The organism is Bradyrhizobium sp. HKCCYLRH2015, from assembly GCF_051168215.1.
Classification (GTDB): Bacteria; Pseudomonadota; Alphaproteobacteria; order Rhizobiales; family Xanthobacteraceae; genus Bradyrhizobium.
The window spans coordinates 89,806-110,960 of sequence record NZ_JBNPUO010000013.1 but is presented as its reverse complement, the minus strand read 5'-3'; the positions used below and the strand labels follow the sequence as shown (position 1 = coordinate 110,960).

Here is a 21,155-nt window from a genome sequence, read left to right as displayed (position 1 = left end):
TTTGCTCCTATTGCTTGGCGAAGACGGCGGACGAGTTGCGCCGCCCTTGCAGGATCTGCTCGGCCTCATCGACGATGCGCGCGACGATCTCGGCGGCCGGCGGGATATCATGGATCAGGCCGACCGCCTCGCCGGCAATGACCGCGGCGATGTCGAAATTGCCTTCCGCCCTCGCCTTCACATAGTCGGCCGACACGCGCTCGACCTGCTGCAGCAGCTCGACCTCGCGCGCTATCCAGCGCCGCGCATGGTCGTTGACCAGGCAGCGTCCGGTAAACGGCGCCGGCCAGACATTGTTGCGCGACAGGTCGAAGACGATGCCGCGCACGGTCTCGCCTGATTTTGCCGCGCATATGCGGCGCTTGGCTTCGTCTGCACCGGCAGCTTCCTGGCTGGCATAGAAGCGCGTGCCGAGCAGCACGCCATCGGCGCCGAGCGTGAGCATCGCGGCAAGACCGCGGCCATCGGCGAGACCACCGGCGGCGGCCACTGGCACGCGACCGGCTGCGAGATCGATGATGGCCGGCACGATGTCGAGCGTGGTCCGCGAGGCGCCATGGCCGCCTGCTTCGGTTCCTTGCGCGATCAGGACATCGGCCCCGGCCGCGAGCGCCTGCTCGGCCATGGCCTCGTCCTGCACCTGGCAGATCAAGCGCGCGCCCGCCTGCTTGATCGCCGGTGCAAAGCGCCGGGGATCACCGAACGACAGCATCACGGCGGTGGGCTTGGCCGCAAGCGCGATCTCGAGCAACTCCGGCTGCTTCGCCAGCGACCAGGTGATGAAGCCGATGCCGAACGGCGCACGCAGGCCATCGAGCTTCGCTGTCTCCTGCATGAGCCAAGCGCGGTTGCCATAGCCGCCGCCGAGAATGCCGAAACCGCCGGCACCGCTGACGGCGCGCACCAGCCGCGCATCGGCAATCACATCCATCGGCGCCAGCAGGATCGGATGATCGATGCCGAGCCTCTCCGTCAGCGCGGTTCTCAGCGGCATGAAGACTCTCCTGCGCTCTGGACGCGGACATTAGGCGCGGGTAGCATTCTCTGAAAATGAATAGTTGAGAACTCTGCCATCGCAGATTCAAAACGGAGAGCGGCCGTGGAACTGAGCGACCTGCAGACCTTTGCCGCGGTGGCGCGCGCCGGCGGCATCACGCGCGCCGCGGAGGTGCTCAACACGGTCCAGTCCAACGTCACGCAGCGGATCAAGGCGCTGGAAGCCGAGATCGGCACCGCGTTGTTCGAACGCCACAGCCGCGGCATGACCCTGACCGGCGCCGGACAGCGCCTGCTGCCCTACGCCGATCGCATCGCGGCGCTGTCGCGCGAAGCGGTTCTCGCCGCGCGTGACGACGGCGAGCCGCAGGGGCCGCTGATGATCGGCTCGATGGAGACGACCGCCGCGGTGCGCCTGCCGACGCGGCTCGCCGACTTCCATCGCCGCTTTCCCGCCGTCGCCCTCAGCCTGCGCACGGCGCCGACCGCCGATCTCGTCGCGAGCGTGCTCGACGGCACTCTCGATGGTGCCTTCGTCGCCGGTCCGATCGACCATCCCGATCTCGCCGGCGTCGTCGCGTTCGAGGAAGAGCTGGTGCTGGTGACGGCCCGGCGCTTCGAAAGCCTGTCCGCCTTACGCGCGGCGACCGCGGCGTCGGGACCGACCGCGCTGGTGTTCAGGACCGGCTGCACCTACCGGCAGCGGCTGGAGCAGGTGTTCAACGATTTCGGCTGGCCCGCCGCGTCCCGGATCGAGCTCGGCACCCTCGACGGCATGATCGGCTGCGTCGCCGCCGGCATGGGCGTCGCGCTGCTGCCGCGCGCGGTGGTGACGCGGCACGCGATGAGCGGCAGCGTCGGGCTGCACACACTCGATCCGTCCCATGCGCAGGTCGAGACGCTCTTCATCCACCGCCGCGCGGCGCATCGCAGCAGTGCGCTGTCGGCCTTCATGGAAGGCCTCGGCTGCCGGGATCACGACATCGCGGCGTAAGACGTTCGCCCAGAGATTGTGCAAAGGCGTCCCAGCCACAAGACACATTCCACAGCACGGAATCAACGCCACCTCCGCAAAACACTGCCATTTCGACCGATGCGACGTTCGGGCGCTGTGCAGCGCACGCATCCGAAAACATTTTGTCCGGCAGCCCTGCACTACGTTAGGATGCAGCGCTGGCCAGCGCGAAAACAACAAACATCAACATGTCGGAGGAAATGCGATGCGCAACGCGTTCGTGTTGGGCTGCTCGATTGCCATGATGGGTGCGATCGGGACGGCCCAAGCCCAGGACTGGACGAAATCGAAATGGGGGCCGAACGACGAGATCGGCGCCGCCAACTACATCACGCCGGAGCTCGTGGTCAAAGCCGCCTCGCTGGTGAAGACCGGCAAGACCTATCCGCTCGGCATGATCATCGACTCCAAGACCCCCGCCTACCCGCCGCGCTCGTTCAAAATCACGGTGGTGCAGCCGGGACAGGCGGGCATTCCCGGACTCGGGCCCAACAAGGCGACCTACAATGACGACATCGTCGAAGGCTGGGTCGGTGTCGGCAGCCAGATTGACGGTCTCGGCCATCTCGGCGTCGAGCACGTCTATTACAACGGCAACAAGCTGCTCGACTTCGCCGATCCGACCGGCCTGAAGAAGCTCGGCATCGAGAAGGTGCCGCCGCTGGTCGCACGCGGCGTGCTGCTCGACATGGCCGCCTATTATAACACCGACGTGGTCAAGGAAGGCACGGCGTTCAACGTCAAGGAGATCGAGGAGGCCGCCAAGAAACAGGGTGTCGAAATCCGCCAGGGCGACATCGTGATCTTCCACACCGGCTGGCTCGGTCTGATCGGCAAGGACGACAAGCGCTACGGCGCCGGTGAGCCGGGTCTCGGCGTCGAAGGCGCGAAATACCTGACCTCGAAGGGCGTGGTCGCCGTCGGCGCCGACAATTGGGCGGTGGAGGCGATCCCGTTCGAGTCCAACAACCTGTTCGAGGTGCACCAGATCCTGCTCGCGATGAACGGAACCTACATCCTGGAGAACATGGACACCGCTGAGCTCGCCAAGGACAAGGGCTACGAGTTCCTGTTCGTGCTGGGCCAGCCGCGCTGGCGCGGCGGCGTCCAGGGCATGATCAACCCGATCGCGATCCGGTAGCTCATTGAATCGCATCTGCTTTGCGGGCACGGTCTGCCGTGCCCGCTCAGCCATTCACGACGAACTCCCCGGCAATGCCGATCGCCGCAAGAAATGACGGGTCGTGGCTGACGACCAGCAGCGCGCCGTCGAAGTCGCGCAGCGCCCGCTCCAGGATCTCGATCGAGAAAATGTCGAGATGATTGGTCGGCTCGTCGAGCAGCAACAGCCATGGCGGATGCTCGCCGCCGAACGTGCAGGCAAGGCCCGCACGCAGGCGCTCGCCGCCGGACAGCGTCTCCACCGTCTGCTCGGCGTCGCGGTTGCGGAATGCGAAGCGCGCGCAGGCTGCATGCGCCGCTTCGGCGCCGAGCGCCGGATGGAGGCGGCGGAAATTGCCGATGATGCTGTCGCTGCGATCCAGCAACGCGACGTGTTGATCCAGCATCGCGATACGCCCGTCGGCGCGCCGGACCGTTCCATCGGTCAGCGGAATCGCGCCGATCGCGGCCCTGAGCAGCGTGGTCTTGCCTGCGCCATTGCGTCCGGTGATCGCGATCCGCTGCCGGCCCCTGACACCGAGCGTCCAGGGACCGAACCTCCTGTCGCCGGCGCTCACGACCGCGTCCTCCATCGCAAGCAGCTCGGTGCCGGCGCCGAGCCCGGTCGGCGGCAGGACCATCGAGAGCGGCGTCAGCACCTCCACATGTTGTCGCGCCTGTTCTGCTCGCTCGGCCGCTTCGGTGATCATGCGCTCGGCGAGCCGCTGCGATCGCCCGCCGGTCGTCTCGGCCCGCTCGGCTCGGGCGCCCAGCATGATCCTCGGGGCCGAGCCGGCGGTGGCGAAAGCACGGCCGGCCTTGTCCTTGCGCGCCTTGGCTTCGCGCTGGCGCTGCACGGCGCGGCTGACATCCCGCACATGCGCATCGGCGCGGTCCAGCGCGATCGCTGCACGCGCCCGCGCATCCTCCCGCGCCTGCGTAAACATCGTCCAGCCGCCACCGACGATGTGGACCCCGACCGGGGTGAGCTCCACGATCCGGTCCATCATCTCCAGCAGCGCGCGGTCATGACTGGCGACCAGCACGCCGCCGCGCCAGCGCCGCATCAGCCGGCCGACGGCGTCGCGGCCCTCGGCATCGAGATTGTTGGTGGGCTCGTCGAGCAGCAGCAGATCCGGCGCCTCGATCAGCAGCCGCGCGATGCCGATGCGCGTCCGCTCGCCGCCGCTGAGCGAGTCCATCGAGCGATCGAGCGCAATTCCGGCGAGGCCCGCCTCGGTCAGCGCGTCATCGACACGACTCGGCAGGCTCCAATCCGCGCGCGCGAGATCATCGGCAAGATCGGCGTCCTGGCTCTTTCCCGCGACGATACGGCCGATGACCGCAAGATCACCGGCGACGCCGAGCGCCTCGTCGACACGCAGACTGGGATCCCAGTGCTGCGCCAGAAGGCCGAGCGCCCCGCTGCGCGTCACCGCTCCGGCCGCCGGCTCCGAGACGCCAGCGACGATGCGGAGCAAGGTCGACTTGCCGGAGCCGTTGCGGCCGACCAGACCGACGCGCTCGGCGCCGATCGAGAGCGTGAGATTGTCGAAGAGAGGATGACCGTCAGGTGTCGCGGCGGCGACCGCGTCGAGCGTGAGACAGAAGGACATTAGCGACCGTGATGGCAGAGGACACAAAGCGGCGGGCAATGTTGGTCCTGCGATCCACGGCACCACTCCTGTTCACGGTACGATGCTCCATATAGAACGATGGCAGCGGAGCGACAAGCCATGCGCCTGCCGTGCTGGCTCGGGGGATGCACCCGTGCTAAGCGGCGCGCCATGCCCGCTCCCATCCTTCCCCTCATCGAAGCCGCCGGCCGCTGGCCCGAGCGCGGGGCGCTCGTCGGCCTCGATCTCGGCACCAAGACCATCGGCGTCGCCGTGTCGGATCCCGACCGGCGGCTCGCCACCGGCGTCGAGACCATCCAGCGCAAGGCCTTCAAGGCCGACGCGGCGCGACTGCAGGCGATTTGCGCCGAGCGCAAGGTGGTCGGCTTGGTGCTGGGCCTGCCGATCAACATGGACGGCAGCGAAGGGCCGCGGGCGCAATCGACGCGGGCGTTCGCGCGCAACCTCGCGGGCATCACCGACCTGCCGATCGGCCTCTGGGACGAGCGGCTGTCGACGGCCGCCGTCGAGCGCGAGCTGATCGGCATGGATGTCAGCCGCGCCAAACGCGCCGAGGTGATCGATACGCATGCAGCGATCTTCATCCTGCAGGGCGCGCTCGATCGGCTTGCGACCTTGCGCCAGTCCGGTCGCTAGCTCATGAGCCCCGTCGCCGCGGCGCTCGCGCCGGTGTTCCTGCTGATCGTCGTCGGCTTCGGCCTGCGGCGCAGCCTGATCCGGCTGGATACGCAATGGCACGGGCTCGAGCGGCTGACTTATTATGTGCTGTTTCCGGCGCTGCTGCTGCAGAGCCTGGTGAAGGCCGATCTCGGCAAGGTGCCGGTCGCAGGCATCGGCGGCGCCCTGTTCCTGGCGATGCTCGCGATGTCGGCGCTGTGCCTCGCGCTGCGGCCGCTGCTCACCCGCTCCGGCATCGATGGTCCGGCCTTCACGTCCATCTTCCAAGGGGCAACCCGCTGGCAGACCTACGTCGCGCTCAGCGTGGCGGGCAGCCTGTTCGGCCCGACCGGGCTCGCGGTGGCCTCGGTCGGCATGATCGCGATCATCCCGATGGTCAACGTCTTCAGCGTCGCCGTGCTCGCCCACTACGCCTCGCCGACCCGCCGCTCGATGCGCGAGATCCTCGCTACCATCGTCCGCAATCCGCTGATCTGGGCCTGCATCGCCGGGCTCGCGCTCAACGTGGCGCATGTGCCGCTGCCAAAGCTCTGGCACGATGCCGCCGATGCGCTCGGACAGGCCTCCCTGCCGATCGGCCTCTTGGTGACCGGCGCCGGCCTGCATTTCGAAGGCCTGCGCCGCGCCGGCACGGCGGCCGCGCTCGGCGTCGTGCTCAAGCTGGTCTTGATGCCCCTCCTCGCGATCGGGCTTGCCGGATGGTTCGGCGTCACCGGCCCGAGCCTCGTCGTGGTCGCGATCTGCGCGGCGGTGCCGACCTCGCCCAGCGCCTATGTGCTGGCCAAGCAGATGGGCGGCGACGCGCCGCTGCTGGCGCAGATCATCTCGCTGCAGACCGTGCTGGCCGCACTGACCATGCCGCTCGCGATCGCCTGGGCGAGCTGAACGCCGCGCTCAGGACTGGCCGCTGGCGAGCCACATCGTCTGCACGGTGGCCGCGAGGTTGTTGAGCCCGTGAAGCACCATGGTCAGATAGGTGGAGTGGGTTCGGGAGCGCAGATAGCCGAACCACGCGCCGAGGGAAAACACGTTGAGCAGGGCGAACCAGTCGTACTGGAGGTGCAGCACGGTCCAGAGCAAGGACGACAGCACGATGGCGCCGGGCACGCGCAGGAAGGAGTCCGACCAGCCGCGGTAGAGAAAGCCACGCGCCATCAGCTCTTCCGACACCGGTGCGGCGACGCAGAAGGCGATGACCATCAGCCAGACCACGCCGTCGCCTCTGGCGGTCTTCATGATGTCCACCATGAAGCTCGCCGACTTCTCTTCGCGTCCCGTCAGCTGCGCCGCCAGCTCCCAGCATCCCAGGATCACGACCATTCCAACGAAGCCAAGGACGAAATTCTTCCAGCCGGTCCAGCGCAGGCCCAGATAGTCGGCGAACGACATGCGGGTGTGGCGGACGGCAAAATAGATCGGGATCAAAATGGCCGGAACACCCATGATCGCCGACAGCGAGACCGTGAGCGACCGGCTCGCGATCTGGATCATCGCCAACTGGAACGCGGCCATGCTGTCGATCGGTCCCTCATGGCGCAGCAGGAAATAGACGATCGGAGTCAGCTGGCCGATGAAGAACACGACGATGATCAGGAGGCCCCACAGCAAGGTGCGCCAGAAGCCGAGCGTGCGCGGCTGATGCTGCGCCGGAGCGACCTGCTGCGGCGGGTTGCCCGGATCGAGGGAATCCATCACGGCGGCTTCGGGAGTGTCGGTCAAGGCAGCGCGCGCTCCAGCAAGGTACGGATGTCCGAGGGATCGAGATCGATGGCGCCGTACATGCTCGGATGAACAGCGGAAAGACGCGTCGCGGCGAACAGTTCGGCATGGCCGGGCATCACGAGGTTGAGCGCGGCGGCGGCTGCGAGCAGCGCCAGCCTCTCGACCGCGAGGCGCGCGACGCGCTCGGAATCCGATCGACGGAAGCTGGTCTCGATGAAGGCAAGCGCCTCCGCGGCGCCAGGGAGTCCGCCGGTCTCGGCTTTCAGATGCATCAGGACATGCGCGGCAGCCTCCGTCTCGCGCGACAGCGCGCGCAGCACGTCGAGGCACATCACGTTGCCCGAGCCTTCCCAGATCGCATTGACCGGCGACTCCCGGAAGTGGCGCGCGAGAATGCCGTCCTCGACATAGCCATTGCCGCCCAGGCACTCCATCGCCTCATACAGGAACGGCGGCGCGCTCTTGCAGACCCAGTATTTGATCGCGGGCGTCAACAGCCGCATGTAGGCGGCTTCGCTCGCGTCAGCCGGCGTGCGGTCGAACGCGCGGCACAGCCGCATCACCAGCGCCACCGTCGCCTCGACATGGAGAGCCATGTCGGCGAGCACCGCCTGCATCAAGGGCTGGTCGGCGAGATGCTTCTGGAACACGCTGCGATGGCGCGCATGATGCAGCGCATGCGCGAGCCCCGAGCGCATCAGGCCGGCAGACGAGATCGCGCAATCCTGCCGCGTCAGTTGCACCATCTGGATGATGGTGCTGATGCCCCTGCCCTCGTCGCCGACCCGCTCGGCATAGCTGCCTGCGAACTCCACCTCCGACGAGGCATTGGAGCGATTGCCGAGCTTGTCCTTCAAGCGTTGAAACTGGATCGCGTTCACCGCGCCATCCGGCGTGAAGCGCGGCATGAAGAAGCAGGTCAGGCCGGCATCGGCCTGCGCCAGCACCAGGAACGCGTCGCACATCGGCGCCGACATGAACCATTTGTGCCCGGTGATGCGATAGCCATCGGTCGCACGCTCAGCGCGCGTCATGTTGGCGCGCACGTCGGTCCCGCCCTGCTTCTCGGTCATGCCCATGCCGAGCGTCATGCCGCGCTTTTGCCACCACGGCGCAAACGCCGGATCGTAGTCGCGCGTGCCGATGAGGGGCATCGTCCGCGCCAGCAGGTCAGGTTGCGCGGCCAGCGCCGCCACCGAGGCCCGCGTCATCGTGATCGGACAGAGGTGTCCGCTCTCGACCTGCGAGGCGATGTAGAACTTCGCCGCGCGTACCACCTCCGACGCGCCGCCAACAGGATGGCCCCCGGCGGTCCATGTCGAATTGTGCAGGCCGGCCTCGACCGAGCGCGTCATCATCTGATGATAGGCCGGATGAAACTCGACGACGTCCCGCCGAAAGCCCTTGGCGTCGAAGCTGCGCAGCTTCGGCGTGTTCTCATTGGCGAGCCGGCCCTGCTCGGCCATCGCAGCCGAGCCCCATCGCTTGCCGAAAGCTGTCAGCTCCTGCTCAGCCCCGGCACCACCATTGGCCTTGACGGCGTCGGCCAACGGCCGGTCGGCCGTGAACAGGTCGACGTCCTCGAACGGCGGCGACTGGTTGAAGACCTCATGGGTCGCGAAGGAAGATTGCGTCATGGCCGTGCCCTGCAGAGATCGATCATCGGCGCGGCCGAATGGGAAAAACATAAGTGGTCGCGCCAGCGCCCGGCAGCGAAAAGTGCCACCACTCCTTGGCATAGTTCACAAAACCTTGCCGCGCCATCACCGCAACCAGTTCGTTGCGCCAGCGGCGCTGCTCCGGTGTCAGGTTCTGCGCAGCGGTATGGGCCTTCACGTCGGAACAATCGTAGCCGGTTCCCATGTCGACGCTGCCCTCGGGCGCGCGTAGCGCTGCGGGCGCGGTGCAGTCCGCGTAGTCCTTGGCCGGGTCGAACGCCGCGGAATTGTCGGCCGCGAGCTCGACCAGCGTGAGATCGAGCGCCGCACCCGTCGAATGGCTCGAACGCAGGGCGATATAGCCGAGACGGAACAGGTCCTGCTTGGCAACGCGCGGAGTGTAGCGGCGGCCGGCCGTGGTCTCGACGCCGTCCTGGGACCAGGCCAGCATCTCTGCGACCGCACGCACCGGCCGGTAGCAGTCGAGCATCTTCAGCGACAGGCCGCGCTGCCGCAGCTCGGCCTGAGCCGCCTGCAGCCGCCGCGCCACGTCACGCGTCACGACGCATTCGGCCGCCTCGTAGCCCGGCAAGGGTCGGCCGACGAAATTGTTGCTGCCGGCATAACGGATGTCCTGGAGGATCGTCGGGTCGATGTCGCGGAGATAGACGAAATCGAACGGCAACGCGGCCGCGCAGGCCGGCACGATCGCCGCCAGCAGGATCAGCGCATATCGGAGCGGGCCTCCTCCGACGACGGCCCGCCAGCCCCCGGTTTGGAGCCCCCTGAGAGGCTCGGAAGACGGAACGGGGGATAACTCGGAACCCCGGCTTTCGGCCTTGCCCCCCATGGAAACCGCGCCTATAGCTCTGGCTTTAATGGCAACCTCTCCGAAATCGACTTTCGTCCTCGGGCACCGGCATTTGCTGGGAATCGAGGGCCTTTCCGCCCACGACATCACCGGCCTCCTTGACCTGTCCGAGGAGTATGTCGAACTGAATCGTCAGGTCGACAAGAAGCGCACCGTGCTGCGCGGCCGTACCCAGGTCAACCTGTTCTTCGAGGCCTCGACCCGGACCCAATCCTCGTTCGAGCTGGCCGGCAAGCGGCTCGGCGCAGACGTCATGAACATGTCGGTGTCGTCCTCGTCCATCAAGAAGGGCGAGACCCTGATCGACACCGCGGTCACGCTCAACGCGATGCATCCGGACATTCTGGTGGTCCGCCACCACGCCTCCGGCGCGGTGGAGCTGCTCGCGCGCAAGGTCGACGGCTCCGTGATCAATGCGGGCGACGGCGCGCATGAGCATCCGACGCAGGCGCTGCTCGATGCGCTGACCATCCGCCGCAACAAGGGCCGCATCGAGGGGCTGGTGATCGCGATCTGCGGCGACGTGCTGCATTCGCGCGTCGCGCGCTCCAACATCCTGCTGCTCAACACGATGGGCGCCCGCGTCCGCGTCGTCGCGCCCTCCACCTTGCTGCCGCCGGGCATCGAGCGCATGGGCGTTGAGGTCGCGCGCGACATGCGCGAGGGGCTCAACGGCGCCGACATCGTCATGATGCTGCGGCTGCAGCGCGAGCGCATGAACGGCTCGTTCGTGCCGTCCTCGTCGGAATATTTCCAGTATTTCGGGCTCGACCAGAAGAAGCTGGCTTATGCCAAGCCCGACGCGCTGGTGATGCATCCGGGACCGATGAACCGCGGCGTCGAGATCGAGTCCATCGTGGCCGATGGCGCGCAGTCGCTGATCCGGGAGCAGGTCGAAATGGGCGTCGCCGTGCGCATGGCCGTGCTCGAGGCACTGGCCCGCAACCTGCCCAACGCGTGATACAGAAGTCGGGACCGAACGCCATGCTGACCGACCGCCGCCCGATCCTGCTCGCCAATGCGCGCGTCATCGATCCCTCCCGCGACTTCGACGGCCCCGGCGACGTGCTGATCGCCGACGGCGTCATCCGCGACCTCAAGCGCGGCATCGGCGCCGCGGGCGTGCCCGAGGGCACCGATGTCGTCAACTGCGCCGGCAAGATCGTCGCGCCGGGCCTGATCGATATGTGCGCCTTCGTCGGCGAGCCGGGTCTGGGCCATCGCGAGACCTTCGCCAGCGCCAGCCAGGCCGCCGCGACCGGCGGCATCACCACCATCATCTGCCAGCCCGGCACCGAACCGGTGATCGACAATTCCGCGACCGTCGACTTCGTGCTGCGCCGCGCCCGCGACACCGCGATCGTCAACATCCAGCCGATGGCGGCCCTGACCAAGGGCCTGCGCGGCGAGGAGATGACCGAGATCGGGCTGTTGCGCGCGGCCGGCGCGGTCGCCTTCTCCAACGGCCACAGCAGCGTGATGAACGCGCAGGTGATGCGCCGCGCGCTGACCTATGCGCGCGATTTCGACGCGCTGATCGTGCATCACACCGAGGATCCGAACCTCGTCGGCGAAGGCGTCATGAACGAAGGCGAGTTCGCCTCGCGGCTCGGCCTCTCCGGCATTCCGCCCGCAGCCGAAGCCGTCGTGCTCGAGCGCGACATGCGCCTCGTCGCACTCAGCAAGGGCCGCTATCACGCGGCCGCGCTGAGCTCGATCGACTCGCTCGACATCCTCAGGCGCGCCCGCGAGGCAGGGCTCACGGTGAGCGCGTCGGTCTCGATCAATCATGTCACCCTGAACGAGAACGACATCGGCCCCTACCGCACCTTCCTCAAGCTGACGCCGCCGCTGCGCACCGAGGTCGACCGCCGCGCGCTGGTCGAGGCGCTCGCCTCCGGCCTGATCGACGTCATCATGTCGGACCACACGCCACAGGACGTCGAGGTCAAGCGGCTGCCGTTCGCGGAAGCCGCCAGCGGCGCGGTCGGACTCGAGACGATGCTGCCGGCGGCGCTGCGGCTGGTGCACAATGGCGAGCTCAGCTGGACCGCCCTGATCCGCGCGATGTCGACCCGGCCCGCCGAGCTGCTCGGCCTGCCCGGTGGCACCTTGCGGGCGGGCGCGCCGGCAGACATCATCGTGATCGATCCGGACGTGCCCTGGATCCTCGATCCGGCAGACCTCAAATCGCTGTGCAAGAACACGCCGTTCGACGAAGCCCGCTTCACCGGCCGCGTGGTCCGCACCATCGTCGGCGGCCGCACCGTGTTCGAACATGTCTGACGCCAGGCGAAGCGTCGAAGGAGTCGCGTGATGGGTTCCGAAGCCTTCCTGCCGGTCGCTCTCATCATCGGCTATCTCCTCGGCTCCATCCCGTTCGGCCTGATCCTTACCAAGCTCGCCGGCACGCAGGATCTGCGCAGCATCGGCTCCGGCAACATCGGCGCCACCAATGTGCTGCGCACCGGCCGCAAGGGGCTGGCGGCGGCGACCCTGCTCGGCGACGCTCTCAAGGGCACGGCGGCCGTGATCATTGCGGGCTATCTCGGCGGCCCGAACGCCGCGATGGTCGCCGGCCTCGGCGCCTTTCTCGGGCACTTGTTCCCGGTGTGGCTCAAGTTCCGCGGCGGCAAGGGCGTGGCGGTCTACATCGGTATTTTGATCGGTCTGTTCTGGCCGGGCGCGATCTTCTTCTGCCTCGTGTGGCTCGCGACCGCGTTCGCGCTCCGCTACTCGTCGCTCGCGGCACTCGTCGCAAGCGTGTTGACACCAATCGTGCTGTGGGCTTTCGGCCACACCGCGCTCGCTGCCTTATTTGCCCTGCTCACATTGTTGCTCATTTACATGCATCGCGAAAACATCAAGCGATTGCAGGCCGGCACCGAGAGCAAGATCGGCGCGAAGAAGTAACTACTCCGGGCAAATACGGGTAATGTGTGGTTCGTGCTGAAATCGCAGCGGCAACGCAGCAACACCTGTGCTTCATCAGCTAACAAGTCAACGCCGGACCCTGGCGTGAATCATGATTGCCTGTCATGATTCCGGCATCTGATTACGCAAGACCCATTCAAGCGGTTCGTCGCCACGCGCGATGATCGCACTGATGAGGAGCCGGCGCAGCAAATGTCCACCCCGGTCCGTTCCAGCGCCAGCGCCCTCCTCTCCGCCGCTCAGATCTGGTTGACGGATGCGTTCGGCTCCACCAGCGAACCCGCCGCTCCCTCGCCGGCGACAGCGGTCGAGCCCGCGACGAGCGTCGGCGTAGGCGCGGCTGAAGATCTGGTTCCTGAGAGCGCAAACGCCGCGATGGAGCCTTCGGCGAGCACGCCGCAGGAAAGCACCGCCGCCGTCAAGCTTCCCATGACCGGGGCGGCGGCTGCCGCCGAGCCCAAGCCTGCGGAAACGCCGGAGCGATCGCTCGCCGAGACGATCGCCAGCGCCACCCTGCCGCCGCCGCCGCGAACATGGCCGCCGCGCAAGCTGTCGCTGGCCCTGCAGGGCGGCGGAACGTTCTCGGCCTTCACCTGGGGCGTGCTGGATCGCCTGCTCGAGGAACCCGGTTGCGATTTCGACACCATCAGCGGCGCCAGCGCCGGCGCGGTCAACGCCGCGCTGCTCGCGAGCGGGCTGGCCAAGGGCGGCCGTGACGAAGCGCGCAACCGGCTCGCTTTGTTCTGGACCCGGCTGATGGAGGAGGCGTCGTTCCGATCGCTGCTGGTGATCGGCGCGTACTCGCCGGCGAGCAGCTCGGTGTCGTTCGGTGCGGGGCTGCGGAGCGGACGCGCCGACCCGCTCGATCTCGATCCGCTCCGCGACCTCCTCCGCGAGACGATCGATTTCGACGCCGTGCAGGGCCCGGCCGCGCCCCGCCTGCTGGTTGCGGCGACCCGGGCCCGTGACGGCCTGCCGCAGATCTTCCGCAATGCCGGCGTCACGCCGGATGCTCTGCTCGCCTCCACCTGTCCCGCGCAACTGCACACCGCGGTCGACATCGAGGGCGAGGCGTATTGGGACGGCGGCTACGTCACCAATCCGCCGCTGATCCAGATCGCGCATGAGTCGAGCGCCGCCGACCTGCTGGTCGTTCAGGTCACGCCCGCGCGCGACGCCTATGTGCCGATGACCTCGGCCGCGATCGATCGCCGCCTCGACCAGATCGCCGGCAATGCGGTCCTGAACGCCGAGCTCGCGGCACTCGAATGGGCGCGCAGCGACGGCCTGCATCCGCCGCGCGTTCATCGGCTTGCCGCCGAGGACGAGATCGAGGCCCTGGCTCAGCGCGATGCGACCGACCTCGGCAGCGGCTTCATCGAGCTGCTCTACCAGCGCGGACGCGACGCCGCGGAACGCTGGCTGCGCGAAGCCCCGGCCGGCACCACGCCGGCCATCCCCGACGAGCAGCCCGCGCTGGCGTCGCCGGTGTCCGTGTCCGAGGATGTGCGCGACGTCGCGCCGGCGTAGCGCGTCCTCTTCCCTGCGTCTTCGGGTTGCTCCATTCTAGCCTCCGGGTTTGGGGGGCTATGCGTGGACGCCATCAACACGACGATCGAGCTGAGCGACACCGAGCGGCGCGACCGGCTGCGGCTGATCCGTTCCGACAATGTCGGCCCGCGCACCTTCCGCTCACTGCTCGACCATTTCGGCACCGCGCGCGCCGCGCTCGACCGGCTGCCCGACCTGGCACGCCGCGGCGGCGCGGCCGGAGCCGGCCGGATCTGCACGGTCGGCGAAGCCGAGGCCGAACTCGACGCCTGCAAGCGGCAGGGCGTCGACCTGCGGGCGCCGGACGAGGACGGCTATCCGCCCCGACTCGCCACCTGCGACGATGCACCTCCGCTGCTGGCGGTGCGCGGCGCCCGCGAGACGCTGATGCGCCCGATGATCGCTATCGTCGGTTCGCGCAACGCCTCCGCCGCCGGACTCAAATTCGCCGGCCAGATCGCCCATGAGCTCGGCCAGGCCGGCTTCATCATCATCTCGGGGCTCGCCCGCGGCATCGATCAGGCCGCCCATCGCGCGAGCCTCGGCAGCGGCACCGTCGCGGTCCTCGCCGGCGGCCATGACCGGATCTATCCGCCGGAGCATGTCGATCTGCTCGGCGCCATCATCAGTGGCAGTGGCGCCGCAATCTCCGAGATGCCGCTCGGACACGAGCCGCGCGCCCGCGACTTTCCCCGCCGCAACCGGCTGATCTCAGGCGCCTCGCTCGGCGTCGTCGTCGTCGAAGCTGCGCATCGCTCGGGCTCGCTGATCACGGCGCGCATGGCCGGCGAACAGGGTCGCGAGGTCTTCGCCGTCCCGGGCTCGCCGCTCGATCCGCGCTGCGCAGGCACCAACGATCTCATCAAGCAGGGCGCCACGCTCGTCACCGAAGCCGCCGACATCATCCAGGCCGTCGGCCCGATCATGGAGCGGCCGCTGCCGTTGCCGCTGCGCGAGCCGGACGAGGAGTTGTTCGCCCCCGATCCCGAGGGCCACGACCGCGCGCAGGTCACGGCCCTGCTCGGCCCGACCCCGGTGTCGATCGACGACCTGATCCGGATCAGCGGCCTGTCGCCGGCCGTGCTGCGCATGGTGCTGCTGGAGCTCGAGCTGGCCGGCCGCCTGGAGCGCCACGGCGGCGGGATGGTGTCGCTGATCTGACTCTCAGTCCGCATCCCTGCGCGCGTCGAAGCGCGTGCGCGCCTGCTCGATCTGCTCCTGGTGCTGGATGGCCCACTGCCCAAGCGCCTGCACCGGCTGCGACAGGCCGCGGCCGAGATCGGTCAGCTCATAATCGACCCGCGGCGGGATGGTCGGAAACACCGTCCGCGTCACCAGCCCGTCGCGCTCGAGGCCGCGCAGGGTCAAGGTCAGCATCCGCTGGGAAATCCCGCCAACGAGCCGCTTCAGCTCGTTGAAGCGCTTCGGGCCGTCCTGAAGCATCATGATGACGAACACGCTCCATTTGTCGCCGACACGCGCCAGGATCGAGGCCGCGCCCCGGCAATCATCATGACTTGGCTGCGTCGGGAGATCGGGATCATCGCTGTTCGCAAGTGTCACGGCTGTGCTCGGGTTTCAAGAATGTGCGTTCTTGTGAGGTTACAGCACAGTCACTCATAGTGCGCCAGTTACAAACCAATACTGAGGTGACTGACCTATGACCCAACTCCTCCACATCGACTCCAGCGTGCTCGGCCCGAACTCCGTCAGCCGTCAGGTATCCGCCGCGATCGTCGGCCGTTTCCGCCAGATCATGCCGGGGCTGGAGGTGATTTACCGAGATGTCGCAGCCGAGCCGCTGTCGCATCTGTCAGGAACGCATGTCGCCGTCGCTTACGGAGCGCCCGTCGAGGATCCCGCGGTGGAAGCTGATGTCGCTGCCGGACAGGCCGTTCTGGAAGAGTTCCTGGCTGCCGATATCGTCGTGATCGGCGCTCCGATGTACAACTTCTCCATCCCGAGCCAGCTCAAGGCATGGATCGACCGCATCGCCGTCAAGGGTAAGACCTTCAGCTATGGCCCAAACGGCCCGCAGGGTTTGGCCGGTGGCAAGCGCATTATCGTGGCGCTCTCGCGCGGCGGCCATTACGGCGCGGACACGCCGATGGCGGCATTCGAACACCTGGAGACCTATTTGCGCAGTGTCTTCAGCTTCATCGGCGTCACGCATCTCGAATTCGTTGCGGCCGACGGTGTCCAGATCGGCCCGGAGCATCGCGAGCAGGCTCTGGCGAAGGCGATTCAAACGGCCGGCGGTCTCGCCGCTTGAGTCCCTCGGTGGCTGCCGCCGGCAGCCACCGCTTTCAACCCCGGGGCAGGTCTCAAACCGCCCACCGACCCGGCCCGGTCAACCCCGATAGATCGGCGCACCGGCCGGCGAGCTCGTGGCGCCGCCATCGACGAACAGCTCCTGGCCTTGGACATGCGCGGCGTCGTCCGAGGCCAGGAACAGCACGGTGCCGGCGATATGGTCAGGCTCGCCGATATGACCGAGCGGGGTGGTCGCCGCGATTCTGGCCTCGAACATCTTTTCGGCATCCGGCGTCGCGACCGCGGCGCCCCAGATCGGCGTCCGGATCGCGCCCGGCGCGACCACGTTGACACGGATGCCGCGCGGCGACAGCTCCGACGCCAGCACCCGCGCCATCGCGCGCACCCCGGCCTTGCTCGCGGCGTAGGCCGAATAGCCGGGATTGCCGAGCACGGAGATCACCGAACCATTGAGGATGACCGAGGCGCCGTCCTTGAGATGAGCCAGCGCCGCCTGCACGGTGAAGAACACGCCGGTCAGATTGGTGCGGATCACCTGCTCGAAGACTTCGAGCTTGGTTGCTCCGGCTGGCGTCGCGCCGGGAATGCCGGCATTGGCAAAGAGGATGTCGAGCTTGCCGAAGCGGTCCGCGGCGCGAGCAACCGCGGCCTCGGTCGCAGCGATGTCGGTGGCATCGGCCACTACAGCCAGCGCGTTCGGCCCGAGCTCGCGCGCCGCAGCCTCCAGCCGCCCGGCGTCGCGTCCGGTGATCGCGATCCTGGCGCCTTCGGCGACGAAACGACGGGCGGTCGCAAGCCCGATGCCGCTACTGCCGCCGGTAATCAGTGCCGTCTTGTTCGCAAGCCTCACGTCCGTCTCCATATGGTTGCATTATTAAACCGATGGACGACATAGGCTCTCTGGTTTTATAATGCAACCACACAAGTGCGTGAGCGGACGCGAGCGCCCTCGGGGGCATCGGCCGCCCGCGGGTGACAGGACAAGGATGATCTGATGGTCAAGCGCACCAGTCTGGAAGGCGACGCCTGCCCGATCGCGCGGTCGCTGGATGCGATCGGCGACTGGTGGTCGCTGCTGATCATTCGTGACGCGTTTCTCGGCGTGCGCCGCTTCAGCGCGTTTCAACGCAGCCTCGGCATGGCCAAGAACATCCTTGCAGCGCGGCTGCGGGCGCTCGTCGATCGTGGCATCCTGACCACTGAGCCGGCGTCGGACGGCAGCTCCTATCGCGACTACGTGCTGACGCCGAAGGGCCGCGGCCTGTTTCCGATCCTGGTCGCACTGCGGCAGTGGAGCGAGGAATTCGACGAGCACCCCGACGAGATCGCCACCGCGCTCGTCGACCGGGTGAACCGCAGGCCGGTTCGCAAGCTGCTGCTCACTGCGGATGACGGCCGGACGCTGGCGCCGGAGGAAACCGCTCTCGCCCCGCGGTGAGCACGACTGGCCGTCAGCACAGCCTGCGGCGGCTGCGCAGCCTGAGATGCTCCTCGGCCTCGAGGTTCGCCATGCGCAGGAGATAGTCCAGCATGTCGAGGCGATGACGCTGCGCCAGATGCGACAGGCTGGCCGTCACCTCGGCGATCAGAGCTGCCGCGGCGTCGGGATCCTCCACCATCGCCTCGACGTCCGGGTCGCTTTTGTCCGCTGCCTTGGCCAACAACTGTCACCCAGCATAAGGAATTTGACGAAAAACAACCTCAAAAGAGCGCGGATCTCATCGTGCTCCGTACAACCTGATAGGTACTTCGCCGACCCAACGCAATCGCCTTTCAACATCCCTCGATTTGACAGGAACCCCCTCACCACCCATGTTCGGGTCAACGCAGCCGGCGCGAATCCCGCGAAGCCAGCTTCAATCCTTCCACTAAGCCATTGGAAATACATGAATATCGTCATCGTGGAGTCGCCTGCCAAGGCCAAGACGATCAATAAGTATCTGGGCTCCTCCTACGAGGTTCTGGCCTCTTTCGGTCATGTCCGCGACCTTCCGGCCAAGAACGGCTCCGTCGATCCGGACGAGAATTTCCGCATGATCTGGGAGGTCGACCCCAAGGCGGCCGGCCGACTCAACGACATCGCCAAATCGCTGAAGGGTGCCGACCGACTGATTCTCGCCACCGACCCTGATCGCGAGGGCGAAGCGATTTCCTGGCATGTGCTGGAGGTGTTGAAGGAGAAGCGGGCGCTCAAGGATCAGAAGATCGAGCGCGTCGTCTTCAACGCCATCACCAAGCAGGCCGTCTCGGAGGCGATGAAACATCCGCGCCAGATCGACGGTGCGCTTGTCGACGCCTACATGGCGCGCCGCGCACTCGATTACCTCGTGGGCTTCACTCTCTCTCCCGTGCTGTGGCGCAAGCTGCCGGGCGCCCGCTCGGCCGGACGCGTGCAGTCGGTCGCGCTGCGTCTCGTCTGCGATCGCGAGCTGGAGATCGAGAAGTTCGTCCCGCGTGAATATTGGTCGCTGATCGCAACCTTGGCGACGCCGCGCGGCGACATCTTCGAGGCGCGCCTCGTCGGCGCCGACGGCAAGAAGATCCAGCGGCTCGACATCGGCACCGGCGCGGAGGCCGAGGATTTCAAGAACGCGCTCAACGCGGCGAGCTACACGGTCGCGACCGTCGATGCCAAGCCGGCACGGCGCAATCCGCAGGCGCCCTTCACCACCTCGACGCTGCAGCAGGAGGCGAGCCGCAAGCTCGGCTTTGCGCCGGCGCACACGATGCGCATCGCGCAGCGGCTCTACGAAGGCATCGACATCGGCGGCGAGACCACCGGTCTCATTACCTATATGCGAACCGACGGCGTGCAGATCGCGCCGGAGGCGATCACCCAGGTGCGCAAGGTGATCGGCGAGATCTACGGCAACAAATACGTCCCGGATAGCCCGCGCCAGTACCAGGCCAAGGCCAAGAACGCCCAGGAAGCGCACGAAGCGATCCGTCCGACCGACCTGTCGCGCAAGCCGGCCGAGCTGCGCAAGCGGCTCGATGACGATCAGGCCAAGCTCTATGAGCTGATCTGGACCCGCACCATCGCGAGCCAGATGGAATCGGCCGAGCTTGAGCGCACCACCGTCGACATCATCGCCAAGGCGGGCGCGCGCACCCTGGAGCTGCGCGCCACCGGCCAGGTCATCAAGTTCGACGGCTTCCTCGCGCTCTATCAGGAAGGCCGCGACGACGAGGAGGACGAGGACAGCCGCCGCCTGCCGCAGATGAGCCCGAACGAACAGCTCAAGCGGCAGAATCTCGCGGTCACCCAGCATTTCACCGAGCCGCCGCCGCGCTTCTCCGAGGCCTCGCTGGTCAAGCGCATGGAGGAGCTCGGCATCGGCCGTCCCTCGACCTATGCCTCGATCCTGCAGGTGCTGAAGGACCGCGGCTACGTGAAGCTGGAGAAGAAGCGGCTGCACGGCGAGGACAAGGGCCGCGTCGTGATCGCGTTCCTGGAGAACTTCTTCCGCCGCTACGTCGAGTACGATTTCACGGCGGATCTCGAGGAGCAGCTCGACCGCATCTCCAACAACGAGATCGCCTGGCAGCAGGTGCTGAAGGATTTCTGGACCGGCTTCATCGGCGCCGTCGATGACATCAAGGACCTGCGCGTCGCGCAGGTGCTCGACGCACTCGACGAGATGCTGGGGCCGCACATCTATCCGCCGCGCGACGATGGCGGCGATGTCCGTCAGTGCCCGACCTGCGGCACCGGACGACTCAACCTCAAGGCCGGCAAGTTCGGCGCCTTCGTCGGCTGCTCGAACTATCCGGAATGCCGCTACACCCGCCCGCTCGCCGCCGACAGCGAGGCGACCGCCGATCGCGTGCTCGGCCAGGATCCGGACACCGGCCTCGACGTCGTCGTCAAGGCCGGCCGCTTCGGCCCCTACATCCAGCTCGGCGAGCAGAAGGATTACGCCGAGGGCGAGAAGCCGAAGCGCGCCGGCATCCCGAAGGGCACCTCGCCTGCGAGTCTCGAGCTCGACCACGCGCTGAGGCTGCTGTCGCTGCCGCGTGAGGTCGGCATCCATCCCGAGACGGGTCTGCCGATCATCGCCAATCTCGGCCGCTTCGGGCCGTTCGTGAAGCACGACAAGACCTATGCGAGCCTGGAGGCCGGCGACGAGGTGTTCGACATCGGCCTCAACCGCGCCGTCACCCTGATCGCCGAGAAGATCGCCAAGGGACCAAGCAAGCGCTTCGGCGCCGATCCCGGCAAGGCGCTCGGCGAGCATCCCTCGCTCGGCGCCGTCGCCGTCAAGGCCGGCCGCTACGGCGCCTATGTCACCGCCGGCGGCGTCAACGCCACCATTCCCGGCGACAAGGAGAAGGACACGATCACCCTGGCCGAGGCGATCGCGCTGCTCGACGAGCGCGCCGCCAAGGGTGGCGGCAAGGCGAAGGCCAAGGGCAAGGCGGCGAAGCCGGCCAAGTCTGCCAGCAAAGCGGCGGCCAGCAAGGCCAAGCCGAAGACCGGCGGCGACGACGACACGCCGAAGCCGGCGAAGAAGGCCGTGGCGAAGAAGGCGGCCGCCAAACCGAAATCAGACTCCACCAGCAAGGCGCGTGCGCCGGTCGCCAAGGCCGCCAAGACCTCGGCGAAGCCCGCGACCAAGGCGACGCCCAAGAAGAGCGCTGGCAAGGCCCGCGGATGA

The 21,155-nt window shown here is 67.3% G+C and carries 20 protein-coding genes; 12 read left to right on the top strand and 8 right to left on the bottom strand.

Annotated elements, in window-relative coordinates:
- Positions 1 to 7 precede the first annotated feature (7 nt).
- Positions 8 to 994, bottom strand: a complete 987-nt coding sequence (locus ACQR1H_RS30165) for an NAD(P)H-dependent flavin oxidoreductase (protein ID WP_434896419.1) — start codon at positions 992 to 994, stop codon at positions 8 to 10.
- 105 nt (positions 995 to 1,099) lie between these two features.
- Here ACQR1H_RS30165 and ACQR1H_RS30160 point away from each other — a divergent pair, with 105 nt between their 5' ends.
- A complete protein-coding gene (locus ACQR1H_RS30160) occupies positions 1,100 to 1,990 on the top strand; it encodes a LysR family transcriptional regulator (protein WP_315804084.1) in 891 nt (296 codons plus the stop codon).
- A 226-nt stretch (positions 1,991 to 2,216) separates the two neighbouring features.
- Entirely contained in the window at positions 2,217 to 3,152 is a 936-nt protein-coding gene (locus ACQR1H_RS30155; protein ID WP_316237460.1) for a cyclase family protein, read from the top strand.
- Between the two features lie 46 nt (positions 3,153 to 3,198).
- On the opposite strand, the gene ACQR1H_RS30150 is transcribed toward ACQR1H_RS30155, so the two are convergent.
- Positions 3,199 to 4,788 carry an ABC-F family ATP-binding cassette domain-containing protein gene (locus ACQR1H_RS30150; protein WP_434908622.1) on the bottom strand — a complete coding sequence of 530 codons (1,590 nt, stop codon included), beginning with the start codon at positions 4,786 to 4,788 and terminating at the stop codon, positions 3,199 to 3,201.
- A 171-nt stretch (positions 4,789 to 4,959) separates the two neighbouring features.
- On the opposite strand from ACQR1H_RS30150, the gene ruvX reads away from it, so the two are divergent.
- Both ruvX and ACQR1H_RS30140 read left to right on the top strand, forming a co-directional pair.
- On the top strand, positions 4,960 to 5,445 hold the full coding sequence (gene ruvX / locus ACQR1H_RS30145; protein ID WP_315804087.1) for a Holliday junction resolvase RuvX: 486 nt from the start codon (positions 4,960 to 4,962) through the stop codon (positions 5,443 to 5,445).
- Positions 5,446 to 5,448: 3 nt separating this feature from the next.
- Positions 5,449 to 6,372 carry an AEC family transporter gene (locus tag ACQR1H_RS30140; RefSeq protein ID WP_434908621.1) on the top strand — a complete coding sequence of 308 codons (924 nt, stop codon included), beginning with the start codon at positions 5,449 to 5,451 and terminating at the stop codon, positions 6,370 to 6,372.
- A gap of 9 nt (positions 6,373 to 6,381) precedes the next feature.
- Here the strand turns inward: ACQR1H_RS30140 and ACQR1H_RS30135 are convergent, their stop codons facing one another.
- The 3 genes from ACQR1H_RS30135 to ACQR1H_RS30125 are packed head-to-tail and all read right to left on the bottom strand — an operon-like array spanning position 6,382 to position 9,594.
- Positions 6,382 to 7,206 carry a CPBP family intramembrane glutamic endopeptidase gene (locus ACQR1H_RS30135; protein WP_434890181.1) on the bottom strand — a complete coding sequence of 275 codons (825 nt, stop codon included), beginning with the start codon at positions 7,204 to 7,206 and terminating at the stop codon, positions 6,382 to 6,384.
- Positions 7,203 to 8,846 (bottom strand): acyl-CoA dehydrogenase family protein, encoded by a 1,644-nt coding sequence (locus ACQR1H_RS30130; protein WP_434908620.1) that lies wholly within the window; start codon positions 8,844 to 8,846, stop codon positions 7,203 to 7,205. The genes ACQR1H_RS30135 and ACQR1H_RS30130 overlap by 4 nt, the downstream gene beginning before the upstream one ends.
- Before the next feature lie 22 nt (positions 8,847 to 8,868).
- On the bottom strand, positions 8,869 to 9,594 hold the full coding sequence (locus ACQR1H_RS30125) for a M15 family metallopeptidase (protein ID WP_316218297.1): 726 nt from the start codon (positions 9,592 to 9,594) through the stop codon (positions 8,869 to 8,871).
- A 151-nt stretch (positions 9,595 to 9,745) separates the two neighbouring features.
- Between ACQR1H_RS30125 and ACQR1H_RS30120 the strand changes: the two genes are divergently transcribed.
- The 5 genes from ACQR1H_RS30120 (at position 9,746) to dprA (ending at position 15,384) form a co-directional block, all read left to right on the top strand.
- On the top strand, positions 9,746 to 10,699 hold the full coding sequence (locus ACQR1H_RS30120) for an aspartate carbamoyltransferase catalytic subunit (protein WP_042339600.1): 954 nt from the start codon (positions 9,746 to 9,748) through the stop codon (positions 10,697 to 10,699).
- A gap of 23 nt (positions 10,700 to 10,722) precedes the next feature.
- Entirely contained in the window at positions 10,723 to 12,024 is a 1,302-nt protein-coding gene (locus ACQR1H_RS30115) for a dihydroorotase (RefSeq protein ID WP_315804092.1), read from the top strand.
- 30 nt (positions 12,025 to 12,054) lie between these two features.
- Positions 12,055 to 12,651: a glycerol-3-phosphate 1-O-acyltransferase PlsY gene (gene plsY, locus ACQR1H_RS30110; RefSeq protein ID WP_434838254.1), complete on the top strand. Its 597-nt coding sequence runs from the start codon at positions 12,055 to 12,057 to the stop codon at positions 12,649 to 12,651.
- Positions 12,652 to 12,864: 213 nt separating this feature from the next.
- Positions 12,865 to 14,202 carry a patatin-like phospholipase family protein gene (locus ACQR1H_RS30105; protein ID WP_434908619.1) on the top strand — a complete coding sequence of 446 codons (1,338 nt, stop codon included), beginning with the start codon at positions 12,865 to 12,867 and terminating at the stop codon, positions 14,200 to 14,202.
- A 63-nt stretch (positions 14,203 to 14,265) separates the two neighbouring features.
- On the top strand, positions 14,266 to 15,384 hold the full coding sequence (gene dprA / locus ACQR1H_RS30100; protein ID WP_434908618.1) for a DNA-processing protein DprA: 1,119 nt from the start codon (positions 14,266 to 14,268) through the stop codon (positions 15,382 to 15,384).
- Positions 15,385 to 15,387: 3 nt separating this feature from the next.
- Here dprA and ACQR1H_RS30095 read toward each other — a convergent pair whose 3' ends face one another.
- On the bottom strand, positions 15,388 to 15,786 hold the full coding sequence (locus tag ACQR1H_RS30095) for a winged helix-turn-helix transcriptional regulator (protein ID WP_316218294.1): 399 nt from the start codon (positions 15,784 to 15,786) through the stop codon (positions 15,388 to 15,390).
- A 97-nt stretch (positions 15,787 to 15,883) separates the two neighbouring features.
- On the opposite strand from ACQR1H_RS30095, the gene ACQR1H_RS30090 reads away from it, so the two are divergent.
- The gene (locus ACQR1H_RS30090; RefSeq protein ID WP_434896425.1) at positions 15,884 to 16,495 is read left to right on the top strand and encodes an FMN-dependent NADH-azoreductase; all 612 of its coding nucleotides are present in this window, start codon (positions 15,884 to 15,886) and stop codon (positions 16,493 to 16,495) included.
- A 78-nt stretch (positions 16,496 to 16,573) separates the two neighbouring features.
- Here the strand turns inward: ACQR1H_RS30090 and ACQR1H_RS30085 are convergent, their stop codons facing one another.
- Positions 16,574 to 17,347 (bottom strand): SDR family NAD(P)-dependent oxidoreductase, encoded by a 774-nt coding sequence (locus tag ACQR1H_RS30085; protein WP_434908617.1) that lies wholly within the window; start codon positions 17,345 to 17,347, stop codon positions 16,574 to 16,576.
- Positions 17,348 to 17,491: 144 nt separating this feature from the next.
- On the opposite strand from ACQR1H_RS30085, the gene ACQR1H_RS30080 reads away from it, so the two are divergent.
- Positions 17,492 to 17,935, top strand: coding sequence for a winged helix-turn-helix transcriptional regulator (locus ACQR1H_RS30080; protein WP_434908616.1), 444 nt, complete (start codon positions 17,492 to 17,494; stop codon positions 17,933 to 17,935).
- 13 nt (positions 17,936 to 17,948) lie between these two features.
- Here ACQR1H_RS30080 and ACQR1H_RS30075 read toward each other — a convergent pair whose 3' ends face one another.
- Entirely contained in the window at positions 17,949 to 18,158 is a 210-nt protein-coding gene (locus ACQR1H_RS30075; protein ID WP_315712655.1) for a hypothetical protein, read from the bottom strand.
- Between the two features lie 225 nt (positions 18,159 to 18,383).
- Between ACQR1H_RS30075 and topA the strand changes: the two genes are divergently transcribed.
- Positions 18,384 to 21,155 (top strand): type I DNA topoisomerase, encoded by a 2,772-nt coding sequence (gene topA, locus ACQR1H_RS30070; RefSeq protein WP_315804100.1) that lies wholly within the window; start codon positions 18,384 to 18,386, stop codon positions 21,153 to 21,155.

Bases quoted from the DNA above. Each gene is read 5' to 3' on its own strand.
- ACQR1H_RS30120 (WP_042339600.1), top strand. From the start codon at position 9,746: ATGGCAACCTCTCCGAAATCGACTTTCGTCCTCGGGCACCGGCATTTG.
- ACQR1H_RS30150 (WP_434908622.1), bottom strand. From the start codon at position 4,788: ATGTCCTTCTGTCTCACGCTCGACGCGGTCGCCGCCGCGACACCTGAC.
- plsY (WP_434838254.1), top strand. From the start codon at position 12,055: ATGGGTTCCGAAGCCTTCCTGCCGGTCGCTCTCATCATCGGCTATCTC.
- ACQR1H_RS30080 (WP_434908616.1), top strand. From the start codon at position 17,492: ATGGTCAAGCGCACCAGTCTGGAAGGCGACGCCTGCCCGATCGCGCGG.
- ACQR1H_RS30115 (WP_315804092.1), top strand. From the start codon at position 10,723: ATGCTGACCGACCGCCGCCCGATCCTGCTCGCCAATGCGCGCGTCATC.
- ACQR1H_RS30140 (WP_434908621.1), top strand. From the start codon at position 5,449: ATGAGCCCCGTCGCCGCGGCGCTCGCGCCGGTGTTCCTGCTGATCGTC.
- ACQR1H_RS30165 (WP_434896419.1), bottom strand. From the start codon at position 994: ATGCCGCTGAGAACCGCGCTGACGGAGAGGCTCGGCATCGATCATCCG.
- ruvX (WP_315804087.1), top strand. From the start codon at position 4,960: ATGCCCGCTCCCATCCTTCCCCTCATCGAAGCCGCCGGCCGCTGGCCC.
- ACQR1H_RS30105 (WP_434908619.1), top strand. From the start codon at position 12,865: ATGTCCACCCCGGTCCGTTCCAGCGCCAGCGCCCTCCTCTCCGCCGCT.
- ACQR1H_RS30155 (WP_316237460.1), top strand. From the start codon at position 2,217: ATGCGCAACGCGTTCGTGTTGGGCTGCTCGATTGCCATGATGGGTGCG.
- topA (WP_315804100.1), top strand. From the start codon at position 18,384: ATGAATATCGTCATCGTGGAGTCGCCTGCCAAGGCCAAGACGATCAAT.
- ACQR1H_RS30090 (WP_434896425.1), top strand. From the start codon at position 15,884: ATGACCCAACTCCTCCACATCGACTCCAGCGTGCTCGGCCCGAACTCC.
- ACQR1H_RS30130 (WP_434908620.1), bottom strand. From the start codon at position 8,846: ATGACGCAATCTTCCTTCGCGACCCATGAGGTCTTCAACCAGTCGCCG.